Origin of the sequence: uncultured Campylobacter sp. (assembly GCF_937997535.1) — a bacterium.
GTDB lineage: Bacteria > Campylobacterota > Campylobacteria > Campylobacterales > Campylobacteraceae > Campylobacter_B.
On record NZ_CALKTT010000036.1, the window covers coordinates 1 to 19,009 of the forward strand.

Annotated in this window: 16 protein-coding genes and 1 pseudogene; 13 read left to right on the top strand and 4 right to left on the bottom strand. The window is 45.2% G+C overall.

Annotated elements, in window-relative coordinates; all coding sequences use genetic code 11:
• Positions 1–31: 31 nt before the first annotated feature.
• Positions 32–2,140, bottom strand: a complete 2,109-nt coding sequence (locus Q0117_RS03365) for a ribonucleoside triphosphate reductase (protein WP_297922527.1) — start codon at positions 2,138–2,140, stop codon at positions 32–34.
• A 171-nt stretch (positions 2,141–2,311) separates the two neighbouring features.
• Between Q0117_RS03365 and Q0117_RS03370 the strand changes: the two genes are divergently transcribed.
• The 5 genes from Q0117_RS03370 (at position 2,312) to Q0117_RS03390 (ending at position 6,367) form a co-directional block, all read left to right on the top strand.
• Positions 2,312–2,944 (top strand): hypothetical protein, encoded by a 633-nt coding sequence (locus Q0117_RS03370; RefSeq protein WP_297922530.1) that lies wholly within the window; start codon positions 2,312–2,314, stop codon positions 2,942–2,944.
• Positions 2,945–2,995: 51 nt separating this feature from the next.
• A complete protein-coding gene (rpsU, locus tag Q0117_RS03375; RefSeq protein ID WP_005869392.1) occupies positions 2,996–3,208 on the top strand; it encodes a 30S ribosomal protein S21 in 213 nt (70 codons plus the stop codon).
• Between the two features lie 273 nt (positions 3,209–3,481).
• Positions 3,482–4,075, top strand: coding sequence for a hypothetical protein (locus Q0117_RS03380; RefSeq protein ID WP_297922532.1), 594 nt, complete (start codon positions 3,482–3,484; stop codon positions 4,073–4,075).
• Positions 4,076–4,151: 76 nt separating this feature from the next.
• Positions 4,152–5,141: a hypothetical protein gene (locus Q0117_RS03385; RefSeq protein WP_297922537.1), complete on the top strand. Its 990-nt coding sequence runs from the start codon at positions 4,152–4,154 to the stop codon at positions 5,139–5,141.
• A 68-nt stretch (positions 5,142–5,209) separates the two neighbouring features.
• Complete coding sequence (locus Q0117_RS03390; RefSeq protein WP_297922540.1) at positions 5,210–6,367, top strand: hypothetical protein; 1,158 nt, start codon at positions 5,210–5,212, stop codon at positions 6,365–6,367.
• 586 nt (positions 6,368–6,953) lie between these two features.
• Here the strand turns inward: Q0117_RS03390 and Q0117_RS03395 are convergent.
• The 3 genes from Q0117_RS03395 to yaaA all read right to left on the bottom strand — a co-directional run bounded on the left by Q0117_RS03395 (position 6,954) and on the right by yaaA (position 10,019).
• Positions 6,954–7,334 carry a CrcB family protein gene (locus tag Q0117_RS03395; protein WP_297922544.1) on the bottom strand — a complete coding sequence of 127 codons (381 nt, stop codon included), beginning with the start codon at positions 7,332–7,334 and terminating at the stop codon, positions 6,954–6,956.
• A 355-nt stretch (positions 7,335–7,689) separates the two neighbouring features.
• Positions 7,690–8,421 (bottom strand): sulfite exporter TauE/SafE family protein, encoded by a 732-nt coding sequence (locus Q0117_RS03400; RefSeq protein WP_297922547.1) that lies wholly within the window; start codon positions 8,419–8,421, stop codon positions 7,690–7,692.
• An 866-nt stretch (positions 8,422–9,287) separates the two neighbouring features.
• Positions 9,288–10,019: a peroxide stress protein YaaA gene (gene yaaA, locus Q0117_RS03405; RefSeq protein WP_297922550.1), complete on the bottom strand. Its 732-nt coding sequence runs from the start codon at positions 10,017–10,019 to the stop codon at positions 9,288–9,290.
• Positions 10,020–10,147: 128 nt separating this feature from the next.
• On the opposite strand from yaaA, the gene Q0117_RS03410 reads away from it, so the two are divergent.
• The 8 genes and pseudogenes from Q0117_RS03410 (at position 10,148) to Q0117_RS03445 (ending at position 18,948) form a co-directional block, all read left to right on the top strand.
• A complete protein-coding gene (locus Q0117_RS03410; RefSeq protein ID WP_297922553.1) occupies positions 10,148–11,830 on the top strand; it encodes an anthranilate synthase component I family protein in 1,683 nt (560 codons plus the stop codon).
• 287 nt (positions 11,831–12,117) lie between these two features.
• On the top strand, positions 12,118–13,731 hold the full coding sequence (gene trpD, locus Q0117_RS03415; RefSeq protein ID WP_297922594.1) for an anthranilate phosphoribosyltransferase: 1,614 nt from the start codon (positions 12,118–12,120) through the stop codon (positions 13,729–13,731).
• A gap of 23 nt (positions 13,732–13,754) precedes the next feature.
• Positions 13,755–14,849, top strand: a complete 1,095-nt coding sequence (locus Q0117_RS03420) for a DNA adenine methylase (RefSeq protein ID WP_297922597.1) — start codon at positions 13,755–13,757, stop codon at positions 14,847–14,849.
• Between the two features lies 1 nt (position 14,850).
• Complete coding sequence (locus tag Q0117_RS03425; RefSeq protein ID WP_297922556.1) at positions 14,851–15,576, top strand: EcoRI family type II restriction endonuclease; 726 nt, start codon at positions 14,851–14,853, stop codon at positions 15,574–15,576.
• Positions 15,577–15,582: 6 nt separating this feature from the next.
• Positions 15,583–15,771, top strand: a pseudogene (locus Q0117_RS03430) (phosphoribosylanthranilate isomerase); the annotation flags it as partial.
• An 807-nt stretch (positions 15,772–16,578) separates the two neighbouring features.
• Positions 16,579–17,058, top strand: a complete 480-nt coding sequence (locus tag Q0117_RS03435; protein WP_297922600.1) for a hypothetical protein — start codon at positions 16,579–16,581, stop codon at positions 17,056–17,058.
• Positions 17,059–17,120: 62 nt separating this feature from the next.
• The gene (locus Q0117_RS03440; protein WP_297922561.1) at positions 17,121–18,029 is read left to right on the top strand and encodes a hypothetical protein; all 909 of its coding nucleotides are present in this window, start codon (positions 17,121–17,123) and stop codon (positions 18,027–18,029) included.
• A 16-nt stretch (positions 18,030–18,045) separates the two neighbouring features.
• Positions 18,046–18,948 carry a hypothetical protein gene (locus Q0117_RS03445; RefSeq protein ID WP_297922564.1) on the top strand — a complete coding sequence of 301 codons (903 nt, stop codon included), beginning with the start codon at positions 18,046–18,048 and terminating at the stop codon, positions 18,946–18,948.
• Positions 18,949–19,009 lie beyond the last annotated feature (61 nt).

The following is a 19,009-nucleotide window of genomic DNA, read 5'->3' on the forward strand; positions in this document are numbered from 1 at the left end:
CTTTCATTAAGATTAAAATTTAAATCGCTATTTAGGCGCCCTTGCTCTGCTTGGCCTTGTATTCCGTAAGCAGCTCCTCGTCGCATTTCGGGCAGTATTCATGCTCGCCGCTGATGTAGCCATGCTTATGACAGACGCTAAAAATCGGCGTGATCGTGATATAAGGAAGCTTGTAGTTTTGCACTACGCTTTTTACGAGCTGTTTGCATGCCTGAGCCGAGCTGATGCGCTCCTTCATATACAGATGCAGCACCGTGCCGCCGGTATAGGAGCTTTGCAGCTCGTCCTGCATCGCCAGCGCCTCGAACGGATCGCTTCCGAAATTTGCAGGAAGCTGAGTCGAATTGGTGTAATATATGTTTTTATCAAATCCCGCCTGAATGATATCTGCGTAGCGCTTCTTATCCTCTTTTGCGAAGCGATACGTCGTGCCCTCGGCAGGCGTGGCTTCGAGATTGTATAGATTGCCAGTCTGCTCCTGAAACGAGCGGATCTTCTCGCGCAGATACTCAACCATTTTAAGGGCAAATTTACGCCCGAATTCCGTCGTAATATCCTCTTTATTTCCACTAAAATTTCGGATCATCTCGTTTGCGCCGTTGATACCGATGGTGCTGAAATGGTTGTTAAAGCCCGGCAGATAGCGCTTCGTGTATGGATATAAGCCGCGCTCGAACATCTCGGTAACGAATTTTCGCTTCTTCTCAAGCGTCGATTTAGCAAGCTCCAAAAGCTCGTCCAGCCTCGCATACAACGCCTCTTCGTTATTTTTATACAGATAGCCTAGGCGGGCTAAATTTATCGTCACGACGCCGATACTTCCCGTCATCTCCGCACTTCCGAAAAGCCCTCCGCCGCGCTTAAGAAGCTCTCGCAGATCGAGCTGCAAGCGGCAGCACATCGAGCGTACGGCGCCCGGCTTATACGCCTTTGGATTGGGTACGCGCTCGCCTTTTTCGTTCGTGATATATTGCGAGCCGATAAAATTTTGAAAATAGCTCGAGCCTACCTTGGCGGTATTTTCAAACACTGCATCGGCCGCAGACGTATCCCAATCAAACTCCTCCGTTAAATTTACCGTAGGAATCGGAAAGGTAAACGGCTGACCGCACTTATCGCCCGTAGTTAAAACCTCGTAAAACGCGATCACTATGCGGTTCATCTCGGGCTCGAAATCGCCGTAAGTCAAAGCCTCAAGCGAGTCCTTGCCGCGCCTTTTAGCCTCTGCCAAAAGCTCCTCGTCGCGTAAATTTTTAAATAGATGCTCGTTGTTATGCGTAGGGATTTGCGTTTTTAGATCATCCGGGCAGGTCATATCGATGGTGACGTTGGTAAATGGGCTCTGACCCCAGCGCGCCGGAACGTTTAGGTTAAACACGAAGCTCGTGATCGCCTTTTTGACCTCATCGTCGCTTAATTTATCGCGGAAAACGTATGGCGCCAGATACGTATCAAAGCTGCTAAACGCCTGTGCGCCCGCCCATTCGCTTTGTAAAATTCCAAGGAAATTTGCCATCTGATACAGCGCTTCGCGGAAATGTTTCGGCGCCTTGCTCTCGACCCTGCCGCGCACGCCATTAAAGCCCTCGTTTAGAAGCACGCGCAAGCTCCAGCCTGCGCAATACGCCGTAAGGCAGTCCAGATCGTGGATATGATAGTCGCCGTTTCGGTGCGCCGCGCCCTCCTCGCGAGAGTAAATTTTATCTAGCCAGTAGTTTGCGATGACCTTGCCGGCAGTGTTATTGATCAGGCCCGCGTTTGAGTAGCTGGTATTGGAATTTGCTAAAATTCGCCAATCCTGCTTGCTGATGTATTCATTGACCGTCTGGGTGCAGTTGATATAGGTCGTATCCTCCTCAAGCCCCAGGATATGCTCGCGCTGCATCTTATGAGTGTGGCGGTAGATCATAAAGCTTTTCAAAACGTCGAAATCGCCCGCTTCAAAGAGCTTTTTCTCGATAAGATCCTGAATATCTTCGACGCTTAATTTCTCTTTAAAAACGATCGCACCCATTACATTATCAAAGACTTTTTCGTCAAACTCGCTACCAACGCTTTTGTAGGCTTTTTTGATAGCATCTTTTATTTTGTAGGATTGAAATTCTTGAAAACTTCCGTCTCTTTTAATGATTTTTTTCATAAGCACCCCGAGAATTTTCTGAATAAATTGGCAGAAAGTATATCAAGGAATCTTTAACTCAAAATTAAAGGAACGAGCGGAATATCCGTTACAAATTTTGCTTATAAAAAACGAAATTTAACCAAATCTCGCTATAATCGCGGAGTTTATTTTATAAAATTTGGAAATGCTATGAAAAATTTTAAAATAAGTTTTTTCGTGATCTTGCTGTGTGCCTTTTTAGCGGGCTGTGCTGCGCTTAAAGGCTCTAAAAGCACGGATAATTCGGCACTTGCAGGAGACATCGACCACGCAGGATATCCAAACGCGTATCTGGAGCGCATCGCAGGCGAAAGCATCGCCGATCTACTCTCAAAGCGTATTGTCGGCAAGAAAGGCGGTAGATTTAGTGTCGTCGGCATCGAGCCACTGGATGGAACGAACGCGCACGGCGTGGATGCGGAATTTTTGAGCAAAAAAATTAGAATTTCACTGCTGCATTCAGGCAAAGCAGTCGTCACAGACGCCCCAAGTAAAGATGAACTCGTATTTAGCAACGATGGCGTAAGCCGTGGCTATCACGCCGTAGAAAGCGGCTCGATCTACGCGCCGGATTACATCTTGGTAGGTAAAATTCTACCGCAAAGCCCTGCTGTGGCAAACGATGGTAAGGCAGGATCTAAAAAATCAAGAAATTTAAATTCTGCAGCTAAAAATTCTACCGCACAAGCAAGCGAAAGCCTACTTTTAGAGCTTTCGATGATAGATACTCGCAACAACAAAAGCGTGTGGAAGTATAAAAAAGCGCTTCAAAAGCAAATTTAAGGAATTTTTCGCTAGACTTACGATTCATTTTTTTGAAAGGCGGTGAGGAAAGTGCCTGGAGTAAAGGTATATCCGAACGAATCATTTGACGAAGCTTACAGACGCTTTAAGAAGCAAACCGATCGTAACCTAGTCGTTACCGAGGTTCGCGCGAGACGATTTTTTGAGCCGATGACGGAAGTCCGCAAAAAGCAAAAAATTTCAGCTCGCAAAAAGATGCTTAAACGTCTTTACACGCTACGTCGCTACGAGTCACGCTTGTAGCAGTTTGCGCGGATTTGCGGATTTTAAATTTGCAAATCTGCGCGAAATTTTATCTCACATCTTTTTTAAATTTACAGCCCGCTTAAAATTTTACCCGCCGCGTCAGCGCCGAAATTCCGATCTAAATTTTAAAATTTATCTAATTAAATTTACCCGCTTTTATGCGGCGTCTGCTTTATACAACATATCCGCCGGCGAGCCGCTAAATTTTGAAATTTATTTTTACCTATTCGTTTTTTAGATATACTTCTACATAAATTTCAAGGAGTAACCATGGACTTAAACGACTACCTCCACACTCAAGGACAGCAGCCCTCAAACCCTCAAGAAAAAGAAGTAGCACTCATCAAATACACCTTCATCGCAGCCTGCGCCTTAAAAGCTATAGCCGAATTAGTGCTATTGCTATTAGGAATTTACGGCGGATTGGGGGTATTACTAAGTGCAGCGGCATTCGTGCTTTTTATCTTTAGCGTTTATAATATCTCTAAACTTACCGCAAGCCGCAGTCTTTTGCGTAACGCAGCCATTGCCTTTGCGGCGATATTTATAGGCGTATTGTTATTTATATTTTTAGCGGGCGGCATCATCGCTCAAATACTACTTGCATTGGGATTCATCGCATCGTTTCTGTTTTTTTATAGATTTTATCAGGAGCTTGCCGATACTAGCGGAGTTGCGATATTTTCATATTGCTTTATCGCGCTTGTACTTGCTGCTATTGCAAATGCGTTTTTGGCGCGTTTTTCACTGCCTGCTACGGTGCTACTAAGCTTAGCGGCTCTTGCGCTTAACGCTTTTGCTATGTTCAGCGTAGAGGGTTTTTCTCGTTCGTATTATTCTTATGATCTTAGAGGCAAAAGATAAATTTTGATTGCTTGATCGGCTGATAAAAAATCGGCAGAGAGCTAAATTTTTAAAATTTCAAATCAAGGAACAAGTCGTGGTCTATTTTAAACACATATTTCTCGCGCTATTTTGCGGGGCGCTATTTTGCGGGGCGCTTTACGGCGAAAATCCAAATAAAATTTCAAAACAAAATTTTAAATCTGACTTCATCTGGGGCGTTACAATCGACGACGGCTGGTACGAGGACGCGCAAGACGCCTCGGGCGCGAAACTACAGAGCATCGTGTGCGCCCTGCAAGCCCTACCCGTAAAGCCGATCGTGCGCGTCGTAATGTCAAAAGAAATTAGCCCGCGCGAGTATGAGCCTCTTTTTAGGCGGCTTAGCGAAGTTTCATACGTGATGGCCTGCCCCGTGGATTCCTACGAGATGAGCTCGTACAAAAGCGTGAAAAGCTACGAAAAGAGGTTCTCGGACGCCTTCGCCGCGCTCGCGCCCTACGTCGCGATCTGGGAGATCGGCAACGAAATAAACGGCGAGGGCTGGCTCGGGGACGATGCAAATTTCATCGCCGCTAAGATGATCGCGGCATTCGAGCTCATCCACAAAAAGGGCGCTAAAACGGCGCTTACGGCGTATTATACGCCGAGCGGAGCGCAGAAAATAGAAATGCGCGAGTGGCTGCGAAAATTCGTGCCGCAGGATATGAAAGTGGGGCTGGATTATCTTTTCGTAAGCTACTACGAGGACGATAACGAGGGCTTTACGCCTGATTGGAGCGAAATTTTTACCGATCTGCAAAGCGCCTTTCCCACTTCAAAGCTTGGCATCGGCGAGTGCGGAAACACGGCGGCGGACGCTACGCAAGCGAGCAGAAAGGCAATGATGAGGCGGTATTATATGATGCCGCGCTACACGAAAAACTACGTGGGCGGGTATTTTTGGTGGTATTTCGTGCAAGACTGCGCCAGCGGCGCCGAATCCGGCGCTTCAAACGGCAAAAATCGCGGCGCGCACGAAAAAGCGGAGGCCGCGGACGAGCTGCTAAAAAGCCTTAACGAAGCAATAGGCGAAGCGTACAGATAATACACAGAGGATTTCAAATTTAAAGCAAAATTTTATACTTTTTAGGTGCAACGAGGTAAAATTTAGATATGAAAACTTTTATAAAAATTTTAAAAATTACCGCCTTGGTCGTGAGCGTTGCGTGCGTGCTTTTTGTGCTGTATATATTTGTGATTTTAAATTTGCTTTTTTCATCCGATACGCCCGAAGGTTGCGATCCTAGTATGCCCACTAGCGCTTGCGATTATATCGATGAAAAATTTGAAAAAGAGCTGCAAAATTTGCCCCCGGTCGCCGCTCTGCCGTCCTTAGACAAAAGGCCTGTGTTTTGGCTAGGCAAAGGCGATTTTGCGAAGGGCGCGGAGTTTGATTACCTATATATCAAGGACGAATTCGGAGTTTGGCTTAGATACAAAGATAATGACAGCGATAACTTTTTGCTACAAAAAGATATGCCAGAGCGCTACTACGGATACGACGAGATCGATCGTTCGCCGGACGAAAGGTGGGTAAGTAGAGAGCTTGGATATTATAGCTACGGCATCTACGATATTTCGCTTTTTGAAAACGAAGCCAAGATATTTTCTCAAACGGCGCATAAGGTCGTGAGGAAATTTATCGGTTTCTTTAATCTACACTCTATGAGGGGCACATCTTTTGCAGCTCCGCAAGGCACCGAGGAAAATTTAAACGCTATAAGCGAGCTTCAAACTCCGCTTGCGGATTTTCCGCAAAAGCAGAACTACTCTGCGCTTGGTTGGGCTGATAAACCAGAAGCCAGAGGCTATGTCGGAGATGAAATAGCCAAAAAACTCGCTCGCAACGTCTTTGAGATAGAGGGCGATGGGTGGCGACAGACCATCCGTATAAACAGCCGCGCCAAAGATATAAAGGTAATCTGCGGAGATGAAATTTGCCTCGCGCTTGCCTTTGATGAAAGCGAATTTAATCGCTGCGATAACGATACGCCTCATACGGCAATTTATACGCTAAATTTAAAGCAAAAATTTAATAATTTTCATACGCTTACTAGTAGGAATTTTAACTACGTAAAGCTCGGCGATAAGTATACTTTAGACGACGTGGAATCCTTTAAAATAGTTTTATCGAGATTCAGATATATTGAAGGGTATAACAAAGGTCGCGAAATCACGGACTACGAGGTTATCTTGCGAAATAGCGAGGGCGAGCAGGTCAATGAAATTTGCAGAAATGAAATTAAGAGGGCTCGCAGCCGCTTGCGATAAATCTAAGATAGCGCTGCAGGATTTGACACATAAGATCGTGATTTCGGGCGCTTTAATTTAGCTTCTAAAATTTACGTGAGAATTTTAAAATTCTAAGCTTCAAGCTTTAAAATTTGCCCGCGGAGCTTTTAAAATTTATCGCGCGGCTTAGGTTTATTTTATCTGCACCAAGACAGCGAAATTTTTAGGGCGTTGCGATAACTAGGCGCAAGATAGCGAAATTTTACAAAGCTGCGGCAAACAAGATACGCAGAGAATGCACGCAAATTTCAAATTTATCTGGATTTTGCCAGCCTGCCCGACGCCGAGCACCATTATTTAGCTACAATCCCTCTCGCTCGCTTTACTTTTCGCTCGTCTTACGATTTGCTCGTCTTATAATTCCTGCTTGATATTGCACTTTGCGAAACTACTTGCTGCGCGCTCTTTCGCAAAACTGCACGGCATGTGGGATTGTGCCCATCGCTCGCAGATTTTGCAGCACATGCGCGCGATAAAATTCCGTAGCGCAGGCACTTTCAATAAATTTTGATTTAAAAGCGCAAGCTTAGAGGCGATTTAAATTTAAAGCTCACGTGCTCCACGGCTAGCCTGCAAGCGCTCTGCCCGCGAGCATCCCAGCATAGCAAAACAGCATACAAACGCATACGCTTAAGACCGCGTTTAGCACACCGATAGCAAATTCTCGCGCCAGCAATAATTGCAACGTATCGTAGCTGAACGTAGAAAATGTCGTAAAGCCGCCCAGCGCGCCTGCGATAAAAAATACCCGCACGCTCTGCGTTAAATTTAGTGCGAGCAAAAACCCTATCAGCAGGCTTCCCAGCGCATTCACACAAAAAGTAGCGATCGGAAACGCACTCCAAAATCCGGCGCGATCCATTGCGCGCGCGATCGCTCCACTTAGGCCTACTCGCGCCATCGCACCTACACAGCCGCCTAGCCCTGCTAAAATCAAGTTCGTCAATCCAAGTCCTTTTAAAATTTGTAAATTTTATTTCGCTATCTAGCCTCCATAGGACGAAAGATGTGCGACTTCGCTATTTTAACGCGGCTAGTTAAAATTCTCTTTTAAAATTTGCTCGCGCTTTTTGAAATTTCGTTTTAAAATTTTAACTCGCGCGACGAAACGCGACATTTTACGCAGCGTGGCAAGACGGCGACCAAATGCGCGCAGTGTAAGAGGACGGCAAAGCAAAAACTACGAGACGCAAAAGGGCGGCGTAGCAAAACAGCGCGAACGCTTAAACCGCGCTTGTAGCAAAACCGAGGCAAGGCAAAACTATAGCGCGGCAATCGCTGCAGCGCTACTATAGCGGGCGCTACTGCAGTACCTTTTTTAGCGCCAGCGCAAATAGCACGACGTATAAGACGAGCAGCCATCTTTTCTGCGTTTCGCGCTTTGCACGGCGAGCCTGAGCGGTGCCGAAATACACGCCCAAAAGCCCGCCCACGGCTAGCAGCGCGCCGCGTTCGTAATCCACATGGCCGTTGTATGAAAGGCTCAAAAGCGCGCTAAATGAGCCGAAAACGATAAAAAATAGCCCCATACAGACCGCTCTTTTGATATCGACGCCCAAAAATCCGACCAAAATCGGCGTCAGAAATACCGCGCCGCCCACGCCCATGCTAAGCGCGATCGCGCCGATAGCAAAGCCGATGAAAAACAGCACCGCGCCGTGGGGATCGGCGTTGCCGCCGCTTGTTACGTTCGTGCTAAAGAGTTTAAGAAATGAGATCGCAAGCGTCAGCAGGAGGCCGATCTCAAGCACGATTTCTGGCGAGTATTTTACGATGAAGCCCGATATGCTCGCGCCGCACAGCCCTCCGAGCCCCACCGCGATGCCGCTATCTAGGCGAAGCTTGCCCGCGCGGTAGTTCAGATATGAGCCAAAAAGCGAGACGATGAACATCTGCATGACCGAGATGCCCGCGGCGGTCTTGACGTCGTAGCCTAGAGCCATCATCACGGGCATTACGACCGTGCCGCCGCCGATACCGAAAAAGCCCGATATGAAGCCCACGACGGCGCCGATAAAGGGGAGTTCTAACATTTTAATCCTTGAAATTTGAAGTGAAGTTTATAGCTTTAAAATTTAAAGCTTGATAAATTTGCGGAATTTTGGCTTTGAAAGCGGGGATTTGTGAGATTTCGAGGCGAGGGATTTTGATTGTAGAATTTCAGCTTGAAATTTATGCCCCAAATTTTGATTTGAAATTTTATCTGGAGTTGGCTTGAAAATTTACAAGCGAGATTTTAGCTTGAAATTTCAAGCGCGCGATTTGCAAAATTTTAAAATTTACGGGATTTTAAGGAGCGGAATTTCGGCTTGAAATTTTATGCAAATCAGCCCGCCTGCGTTTGTTCGTATTGCGGCTTGGCAGCGGATTTTAATATTCTGCGCCCAGACTGCGGCGGTTTAGGGTAAATTTGAGACAAAATTTTACGTTTAGATTACAGCGCAGTATTTTTGCCTCGATTAAATTTTTACGAAATTCTATCGCGACGAAATTTCATACGGCAAAATTCCGCACAGTAAAATTTCAGTCAAAATTCTACGGCGAAATTTCCGCGCTCCGTATTCTAAAAATCGCCGCAAAGTCACAACAAGATCGCCGTAAAATTTTATGCAGAGCGCACGGAAACGCAAAGAGCGCGAATTTCTTGTAAAAATTTACGACGAAATTTCACCGCCAAAAGCTCGTTTAAGGCAGCCCAAAGCCCTCTCAAAGACCAAAAAGCCGTCGCCGCAAAATCCTCGCGATAAAATTCCGCCCGCAAATTTTCTCCCGGTAAAATTGCTTTGGATATGGCGGGATTTGAACTAGCGGCAAATTTTCCAGGCTAAATTTTACGCAAAAATCCGCATTAGACCTGCAAAATTTATCGTAAATTTCTCCAGACGGAATTTCTTTGCGTTTATGAAATTTCCAGCACGACCTCCTTTTTTAGCCCGATCTGTTTGATCTCGAGCACGGAAGCGCCGCTCAAACGCAGCGCAAGTACCTCAGCCTCGCTGCAAGCGCCTGCCAGAGCTATTTTGCGCAACACCTTGCCGCGCCAAGCCTTGGCGTAGTGGCTCAGCACCTTGCCGCCTTTGATGAAACTAAAACTCAGATATTCGCGCTTCATCTCGTAAAATTTTTCGTAAAATCCCGCGCGCAGATCCACGACGCACTCATCCGCCAGATACCGATCCAGCGCTGCAGAGAAGTTATCTCGATAAAATTTTGCCGCGTCTATGCCGCCGAATTTCTCGCCCTGTTTGAGTTTGTAGTTCGGCAGCGCGTCGCCGCCCAGCACGGGGCCGAAAAGGTTTGAAAAAATTATCGTGTTTCGCTCCGCAAACTCCTGCGCGCCAGGGCTTAGAGACGCGTAGCCTAGGGCGCGATACGCGGTGCCGGTGTAGCGCAAAAGCGCCTTCGCGCAGCCTTTTTCAAAGATATTTTCGCGCAGAGCCGCATCCCATTTTTTCAGCCCGAAAAGCTTGCAAAGCTCCGCCTCGTTTGCTTTATCCACAAAATCCGCGTAAGCGCGCAGCATCTGCAGGCGCTTTTCGTAAAGATCTGCAAAGATGAAATTTCGCTCGCAAATGCGCGTGTCGCCGCCCAGCTCGCTTTTCATCTCGCTTGGGGAAAATAAAATTTTCATACGCTCTCCTTAAAATTTCGCTCATTTTACTAAAATTTTGCTTGTATTCAAGCCCGCTTAAGCTCGCACCGCCCGCTCAAATTTAAGCTAAGCAGCGTATAATGGCGCTAAAAATTCCAAGGACGAAAATGCTTTTAGAAGAGCCGCTTTTTTACTACCGCAAAATTTTAAAGACGCATCCGCAAAGCTACCTCGCAGAGGACGACGCCCAGGTCATCATCGGCATCGATTGCGATTATTTCGACGGATTCAAGATGAACTTTAAGGCGCTAAAGCTTAAATTTGATGAGGTAAAAAGCGCGAAAGCGGGCGCAAGCGAGTTTAAAAACGCGAGCTTTGCGGGATTTTTCGGCGTTTTGGGCTACGACATCGTGCGCGCATTCGAAAATATCGGCTCGCCGAAACAGGCGCTGTATAACTTCCCGCCATTTTTTTACGCCGACGCCGCAAATTACCTGCACTACGATAAAATCAGCAAAATTTACGATTTTTACGGCAAAGACGCCCAAATTTACGAAAGCCTGCGCGGACTTAGTTCTCAAACCTCGCAGCAAAGCTTCGCCGAAGCGGCAGATGCCCCCCAGAGTGCCGCAAGAACAGATACCGCGATAAAAAGCGAAGCAAAATCGCAAAACGCGGCGAAGCCCGCGCCGCAGAAAAAAGAGCTTAAATTTAAAATTTTAACCGATCTTGGCGCCGAGGAGTCTCATTTTAGCGAGATGGTCGAAGCCGCAAAAGAAAAGATAAAAAGCGGCGACGTTTTTCAGGTCGTGCTGGGCGAAATTTTAAAAATCGGCACGAATCTCGGCAGCTTGGAGTTTTACGAGCGACTTAAAAAGAATAATCCAAGCCCCTATATGTTTCACTTTCCGACGCCGTACGGCTGCGTCGCGGGCTCCAGCCCCGAGCTGATTATGGAGATCAAAAAGGATGAAATTTTTGTCGCTCCCATCGCGGGCACCCGCAGCAGGGGCGCGAACGCCGAAGCCGACGCGGCGCTTGAGCGCGAGCTTTTAAGCGACGAAAAGGAGCTTGCGGAGCATCGGATGCTGATCGATTTAGCTCGCAACGACATCGGCAAATTCGCCGCGCCAGCCTCGGTGCGGGTGCAAAACGCGATGCGCGTCGTGCGCTACGAAAGCGTGATGCACATCGTAAGCGAGGTCTACGGCAGCAAGCCGCGCGGGGTGAGCGCGTTTGAGGTGCTTGGCACGATCTTTCCTGCGGGCACTCTAAGCGGCAGCCCGAAGATCCGCGCGATGCAGATTATAAACGAGCTGGAGCGCTATGAGCGCGGCATATACGGCGGCGGAATCGGGTTTTGGCGCTTTAGCGGCGACGTGATGCAGGCGATCTTGATCCGCTCGGCGATCTTCGTAAATCGCGGCGGGCAAAATTCCTGCTCGGACGAGAATTTTAAACGAAATTCTCGTTTAAATTTAGACGCTACTTGCACCGGGATAAATTCCGAAGCGACGGAGCTTTGCGGTGCTGCGGCGCAAAAGGGCAGCGGCGAAGCGCAAAATTTAGCTCGTACAAGCGAGCGCGACGCGAGATTAAATTTAAAAACTTGCGCGGGCGGCGGGACGCAAAATTTAGAAAGCGGGCCGAGCTTTAGCCTCGCGATGCGGTTTGAGGCCGCTAAATTTAACGCGGAAAATTTCGGCTGCGAAGGGCTAAACAATCTCGTATTTATCGGAGCGGGCGCGGGTATCGTTTACGACAGCTCGCCAAAGAGCGAATACGCGGAGATCTGCAAAAAGCGCAAAAGCCCGCTCAAGGCGATCGAGGAGCTATGCGAGGAAGTTTAGACGCTTTAAATTTAGCTAGCCGGGCGCGCCGCTTTTCGGTGCGAGTTTGATTCGGCTAAATTTAAAAGCGTGATCGCTGCGAGAGCGTTAAAATTTAACGGCGAGCTTCATTCGGTATCGTAAAACACGCAACGTCGCGATGCGGTAATGTTGCAGACGACGCGGAATTTTAAATTTAGCCCGCTAGCGGCGCTAAAGCGGCATCGGATTTGTCCGCCACAAAGCGGCTAAATTTAAACTATTTAGAATTTGAAAGAGGCGCAAACGCCCTAAAAAAGGATAAAATTTTGATTTTAATGATAGATAATTACGACAGCTTCGTTTTTAATATTTATCAATATATTTTGGAGCTCACGGGTGAGGAGGTGCGCTACTTCCGCAACGACGAGATAACGCTGCAGCGGGTGCGCGAGCTTGCCCCGTCGCACATAATCCTAAGCCCGGGGCCAAATCACCCAAAAGATAGCGGCGTTTGCTTAGAGATTTTGCGCGCGGATCTGGACGTGCCGATTTTAGGCGTGTGCCTGGGGCATCAGGCGATCGGATATGCGGCGGGCGCGGAGATAAAGCAGCTGGATGTGCCGCTACACGGCAAGAGCTCGTCGATCGAAATTTTCAATGACGGCGTGCTTTTTAGCGGGCTGCCGCGTAAATTTGAAGTGATGCGCTACCACTCGCTTTATGTGGACGAAGCTACGCTGCCGCGCGAGTTTGAAATTTTAGCAAAGAGCGAAAATGACGGCGTAATCATGGCGATGAAGCACCGAAGTAAGCCGGTTTTCGGCATTCAATTTCATCCAGAGAGCTTTTTTACCCAATACGGCAAAAAAATCATCGAAAATTTCATCAATTACGGCAAAAAGATAATTTTAAAGGAGAAACTCGTGGTAAATTTCGCCCCGTTTATGTTGAAGCTACAAAAGGGCTTCCCTCTAGATAGCGACGATTATGCGGTCATTTGCAAGGCGCTTTACGAGCAGGATTACGACATCGTGCAGCTTGCGGGGCTGCTCGTGCTGATCAGTGAAAAGTCGCTCTACCCAAGCAGCCTTACAGCGCTCGTGCGTAGTATATTAAAATACTCGATCACCTACGACGATCCGAGCCCGATGTTTGACATCGTGGGCACCGGCGGCGATAGGCTAAAGACGATCAACATCTCCACGACCGTGGCCTTTATCGCGGCAAGCTTCGGCGTGCGCGTCGCCAAGCACGGCAACCGCGCCATTACCAGCAGATCGGGCAGCTCCGATGCGCTGGATGCTTTGGGCGTGCCGCTACTTAGCGATCTTGCGCAGATTAGAGCGCTGCTAGATCGCACGGGGCTAGCGTTTTTTCACGCGCCGTTTTTTCACAAGATCACCGCCGAGGTCAAAGAGGTGCGCAACCGCCTAAAAATCGGCACCGTCTTTAATATAATGGGGCCGCTGCTAAATCCGAATTTAAGCCTAAGCAATCAGATCGTGGGCAATTATCTGGAGGAAGTAAACGGACTCATCGCCGAAACGCTGATGATTTTGGGGCGCAAGCACGCTCTGGTGGTGCACGGCATGGACGGTATGGACGAGATCAGCCTGTGCGACGAAACGCTAATCCACGAGGTCAAAGACGGCAAAATTTTAGAATACCGCGTAAATCCCGAGCAGTTCGGCTTTAAACGCGCATTTCACGGCGATATAGAAGGCGGCGACGGCGAGGCTAATGCCGAGATTTTAAAGCAAATTTTAAAAGGCGAGCTTGGCGGGCCGAAATTTGACATCGTCGTGCTAAACGCGATGTTTGCGCTATACTGCGCGGATGTCGTGGCAAGCCCCGCGGAGGCTAAGCCGCTCATTTTAGAGGCGATCGGATCGGGCAAGATTTACCGATATTTTGAGGACTATACACGAGGCAAAGCTTGAAGAATACTATAAAAGAAATTGAAATTGCCGAAAATCCTGCCTTTTTAAAGGAACAGCTAATTAGCTATTTGGGTAATAAACGCGCAATATTAAACGAAATTTTAAACGTGCTTTGCGAGATAAAGAGCGAACTAAAAAAACAAAAGATAAGTTTTGTAGACGTTTTTAGTGGTTCAGGCGTGGTTGCAAGAGCAGCCAAAGCATACTCGAGCCTCGTTGTTGCAAACGACTTAGAGGATTATTCGCGCGTGATAAACTCATGCTATCTTTCAAATTTCACGCCAGAGCTCAAAGAGCAAATCGACAAAAGTTTTAAGCAAATTTTAGAAAAATTTAAACCCAGCGAGAGCTTTATAAGCGAACTTTACGCCCCAAAAGATAACGCTAATATAAAACACGGCGAGAGAGTATTTTATTCTCGTGAAAATGCGCTAATAATCGGTGGTTTGCGTAAAGCAATAGAAGAAATAGATCTAGATTTTAGGCATTTTTTTATAGCGCCTCTGCTCAGCGAGGCTAGCATCCATTCAAATACAGGTGGTGTATTTAAGGGCTTTTACAAAGACAAGGATGGTGTAGGAAAATTCGGCGGTAGCGGAGAAAATGCGTTAAATAGAATTTTAGGTAAAATTACTCTTCAAAAACCAATTTTTTCAAATTTTACGAGCGAATTTGAAGTTTATCAGCAAGATGCCTTAAGGCTAACGGATATTTTATCCCCTTTGGATATCGCTTACTTCGATCCGCCGTATAACCAGCACCCTTATGGCTCAAACTATTTTATGCTAAATTTAATCACAAATTTTAAGGCTCCTGACCCTAAAAATTTAAGCGAGGTATCGGGCATACCAAACGACTGGAATCGCTCTAATTTTAATAAAAAGGCAAAAGCGGCAGATGAATTTTTTGCCTTATTATCTAAATTTCCGGCTAAATATTTAGTCATCTCTTTTAATTCGGAAGGATTTATCAGCGAGGCGGAGTTTCTTTTAAATTTATCAAAAATCGGCAAAGTCATAAAACACGAAATCCGCTATCCAACTTACCGCGCAAGCAGAAATTTAAATAACAGGGCGCTTTACGTAACCGAATACATCTATATCGTAAAAAAGGTTTAAAGTGGCAAATAGTGATGATCTAAGGAAAAATGTAAATCAGCATAAACCTAAAAATACCGAGTCAAAATTTGACGACAAAAATATAGCGCAGGCCATGCAAAAAACTATTGATTATATAGAAAATAGATTTAGTCAAATTCCAAATTTTAACAGTTTTTACCTTGAATTTAGCGGAAGATTGTCGTTAAAAGGAATGATGGAAAATATAAAAAACGGTAGCATCAGAAAACAGTTTGATACAACATGGGAAGACAATACTATCATGCCTGATGGAGGCTTTTTGATACTCAAAAAACGAGGCGACACAAAATATCAAAAACTCCTTCTAGCGGCAGAAGTTAAAAGACAAGGCACAAATGATAAACGCGCTAAAGAAGGGTTAAAAAAACAAGCTAGGGGTAATGCAATAGAGCGCCTAGGTAAAAATTTAATCGGCATAAGAGCTATGATGAACCACGAAGACATAACGCCTTTCGTATGTTTTGGTAGCGGTGACGACTTTAACGAAAATGACGCTAGCACAAAAAACGTATTTTCAAAACTTAGCACAATGAATGAATTTTACTACCTCAACAAAACTTATATTTTTAAGCTAGACGGCAACAGCGAGCACAATAAATTTTCCCCCGTAAGTATGTATTTTCGAAAAGAGGAGTGGGGTGCAAACGAGATGTTTGAAATAATGAAAGAGATCGCAGAGACTAGTTTGCGATATTATATTTTTTAGGCGAAAATGAGTGTTTTAATTAAAATTTGCGGTATCAAAACATCTGAAGAAGCATGCGCTGTGGCAGGTCTAGACGTAAATTTTTTAGGTGTGATATTCGTATCGAGCTCCAAACGCCGAGTTAGCGTAGAAACGGCTCGCGAGATCGCACGCATCGCGCATAAAAACGGCGCAAAGTGCGTCGGGGTCTTTGCTTTGAGCTGCGAAAAACACGGCGTCGCCGCGTGCGAATGTAAAAATTTTAGCAGCAAAACTCGCGGCGAAGAAATTTGTGAAGATAAAATTTACGCGGGCACGAGCGGAGACGCGAAATTTTACAAAGCTGCAGAATTTTACGAAAAGCAGTGCGACGATTTGAACGTAAATTTAAACGCAGACTGCGCTGTGCCTGCTTCGATAAAGGATCTGAATTCTGAGATTTTAGATGCGGAAGCTTTAGACGAGGAGCAAATTTTAAAAATTTGCGAGGCTTGCGAGCTGGACTGCGCTCAAATTTATGGACGCATAAGCGCGGATTTCAAAGCGCGGCTTAACGCAGCAGGCACCGAGGCATGGCAGGTGCTAAGCGTCGGCGCTGAGATGCCGCTGCTTGAGGGTTTGAGCTGCGATCGGATATTATTCGACACCAAAGGGGTGAACCTGGGCGGCAACGGCGTAAGCTTTAATTGGGGTTTGCTGCGACATGCAGGGCTTGGTTACGAAGGACAATACGGCGCGGCGCGCGATGAAAAAAACTGCGCGGGCAGCGCAACTCAAAGCATAGACGACACAAAATACGACTCGGCTAGCGGGCACTGCGATACGAAAAATAACGCATCAAGTGACGAAAAATGCTATGCAGCAGGCATGGCTCAAGGCTCAGACGGCGCAAGGAGCTATATTAAACATAGCGCTATCTGTAGCGGATATAGCGAGGAGAATTTAAAGCGCGACAAAAACTGCAACAATTCTTGCGTGGAGCATAGCGAAAACGGAAATTTGAAGCTCAAGAGAGTAAGCAACATGTGCTGTGCCTCTAATAGCAATGAAGCGAGCGAGCGCGCACATGATATTGTTCGATCGAGCAATACGAAACAAGAAACGAACGCCGATCGTCGCGCCGCAAAGAATGACGATGAGTGCAAATTTAGTGCGTGTGCTACCGCTCGGCTGAGTGGTGTAAGACCCACAAGCGAAGGCGTCAATAATCAAGGTGCAAACGACTATGAGGCGGGCGCACCAAATATTTCAAATGACGGCGGCGAAGTAGGCAAGCTGGGTGTCACAAAAGATGATAGCGCGAATAAGCATGACGCTGCTGCTAAAAGCGGCACGATCTCTTTTATTCTTGCAGGCGGCATCGGCGCGCAAAATATCCGTGAGGCACTCGCACTGCGCCCATACGCTATCGATCTAAATAGCCGCGTGGAGGACGCGCGAGGCATTAAAGATCCACAAAAGATAAGCGAAATTTTGCAAATTTTAAAAAATGCGCAAGGCTGATCTCTGCGTGCAAACTCGCGCGATAGTTATATCTAAATCAAGCGCGTATAAGGAGGAACCAAATGCGTAATGACGAAATTGCTAGGTTTGGCATAAGCAAAACGCGGTATGATGAAAATATAAAGGATTTCTTACAAGATAAAAATTGCGATAAGCGAAATTTGGCGGGCGGCGGGCTAAAATTTACGAGCGATGGCAGGCGAAATTCTATAAATGTCAGCGAACGAAATTTTACGAATGTCGTTGAACAAAAGTCGCAAAGCAATCTCTCTTGCGCCGCTGATATGCCATCGCAAAATTTTAAAACTCAAGTAAGGAATTACGACAAAGAGCCGATAATCATAAAAGACCACGCTATAATTTTAAATGCTATCATCGGCGCGATTTATATCGTTGCTACGATATTGATGGCGATATGCGGTAAATTTTCCGCCCAGCAAATTTTATTTCTCGTTTTGCTGGATTGCTATTTTCCGCTCAGAGCATTAAATAAATTCTCAAATTTCGGCAAGTGCTATATATGCTTTAAAAATGACGATATAACTCTATACTCTAAAAAGACGGAAGCCGTTTTATACGAGACCAAAATTTCAGATATAACTTGTATCAAACGAACCACGGGACCGTCATACCCCGAAATATCAAAAAAGACAAAATGCCTTATGTTGCTATTTGCTTTTATATACTTGCTTTTAGTTTTTTTCGTAGCGGTAGTGATAGACGGAAGGGAGGAAAATTTTTGGATAATTTTTGCGGTAATTATATCTATTAGCTTCTTTCCTTTATTGCTATATAGGCTTTTTAACGGGCTAGGCTTTGATATTATAAATGACAGCATATTGATATATGACAAAAATTCTTTTATAGAGGCTTCGTTTCTAAGCAGCAAAGAATATAGGGAGCTAAAAGCCTATTTTCTATTCAAAACAGGGAAAAATTTAGATAAAATCCCGCCACAAATTTTTGTGTAGGCTATAAAGAATAAAGATGAATAAAAAACAGAGGCTCGAAGAGCTAAAGAAAATTCTAAATGAACGGCGTCAAAATTTAGAGCAAGGATCACAGGAGAATTCTAATGTCAAAAATTCTGATAGTAAGAACTCTAAATTTGAAAAACTCACGGATGACTCTACGATAAATACAAATGAAAAATCTAATAAATTTGAACAAAATCCGAGTTGCGCTAGTGATTATAATAAAGAGCCTTTAGTGCTCAAAGATAGGACGAATTTTTATATAGTTCTTGCTACGGTATGCACGCTTGCAATTATGATTTTTATGTATTCATACGAACCCAATCAAACTAGATATAATCAGCTTTTTATAGTATTTCCATTTTTCGGATTGCCTATAATAATGGAATATTTTACAAATTTTTACAATAAGAAACTTGTAAAATTTTATAATGATCGAGTTACTTATTATACAAACAAAATTCCCGAAAAAACTGTATTCTTAGATGATCTTAAAGATGTAAAAAGAGCCTATTTTGCAAGAGATAATGAGTGGCTTAGGAGGCAAGGCGCTTTTTATAGATTTTTCTTAAAATTTGATCCGTATGCTACTATAATCGCTTTTTTATTGATCTGCATATTGGTATTAGCTATCGGCGTAAGAAAATATATAGAAACAGGTAGTTCCAAAGTAATTTTTATATTAATATTGACGTTTTTGTTTTTATTCATCTCAAAATTTATGTATTTTTTGGTTTTTAAATTTCAACTTAGATTTATATTCTACGATAATATAATAATCCGAGGCAAGGATAAAGATATCGCCTTTACGATAGAAACTATGGACGATTACATTAGGATAAAAGAATTTTTTATAAAGAGAAAAGGCATTGATTTGGACAAGACCCAGCGCCACGTGTGGCTGGATTTTAATTAGCAATTAAAGAGCTTTAGATGAAAGAAGCCTCAATCGACGAATCTTTTAAATCTTAAAATTT

Bases quoted from the DNA above. Each gene is read 5' to 3' on its own strand.
- Q0117_RS03365 (WP_297922527.1), bottom strand. From the start codon at position 2,140: ATGAAAAAAATCATTAAAAGAGACGGAAGTTTTCAAGAATTTCAATCC.
- Q0117_RS03370 (WP_297922530.1), top strand. From the start codon at position 2,312: ATGAAAAATTTTAAAATAAGTTTTTTCGTGATCTTGCTGTGTGCCTTT.
- Q0117_RS03380 (WP_297922532.1), top strand. From the start codon at position 3,482: ATGGACTTAAACGACTACCTCCACACTCAAGGACAGCAGCCCTCAAAC.
- Q0117_RS03390 (WP_297922540.1), top strand. From the start codon at position 5,210: ATGAAAACTTTTATAAAAATTTTAAAAATTACCGCCTTGGTCGTGAGC.
- Q0117_RS03400 (WP_297922547.1), bottom strand. From the start codon at position 8,421: ATGTTAGAACTCCCCTTTATCGGCGCCGTCGTGGGCTTCATATCGGGC.
- yaaA (WP_297922550.1), bottom strand. From the start codon at position 10,019: ATGAAAATTTTATTTTCCCCAAGCGAGATGAAAAGCGAGCTGGGCGGC.
- Q0117_RS03410 (WP_297922553.1), top strand. From the start codon at position 10,148: ATGCTTTTAGAAGAGCCGCTTTTTTACTACCGCAAAATTTTAAAGACG.
- Q0117_RS03435 (WP_297922600.1), top strand. From the start codon at position 16,579: ATGTGCTGTGCCTCTAATAGCAATGAAGCGAGCGAGCGCGCACATGAT.
- Q0117_RS03440 (WP_297922561.1), top strand. From the start codon at position 17,121: ATGCGTAATGACGAAATTGCTAGGTTTGGCATAAGCAAAACGCGGTAT.
- Q0117_RS03445 (WP_297922564.1), top strand. From the start codon at position 18,046: ATGAATAAAAAACAGAGGCTCGAAGAGCTAAAGAAAATTCTAAATGAA.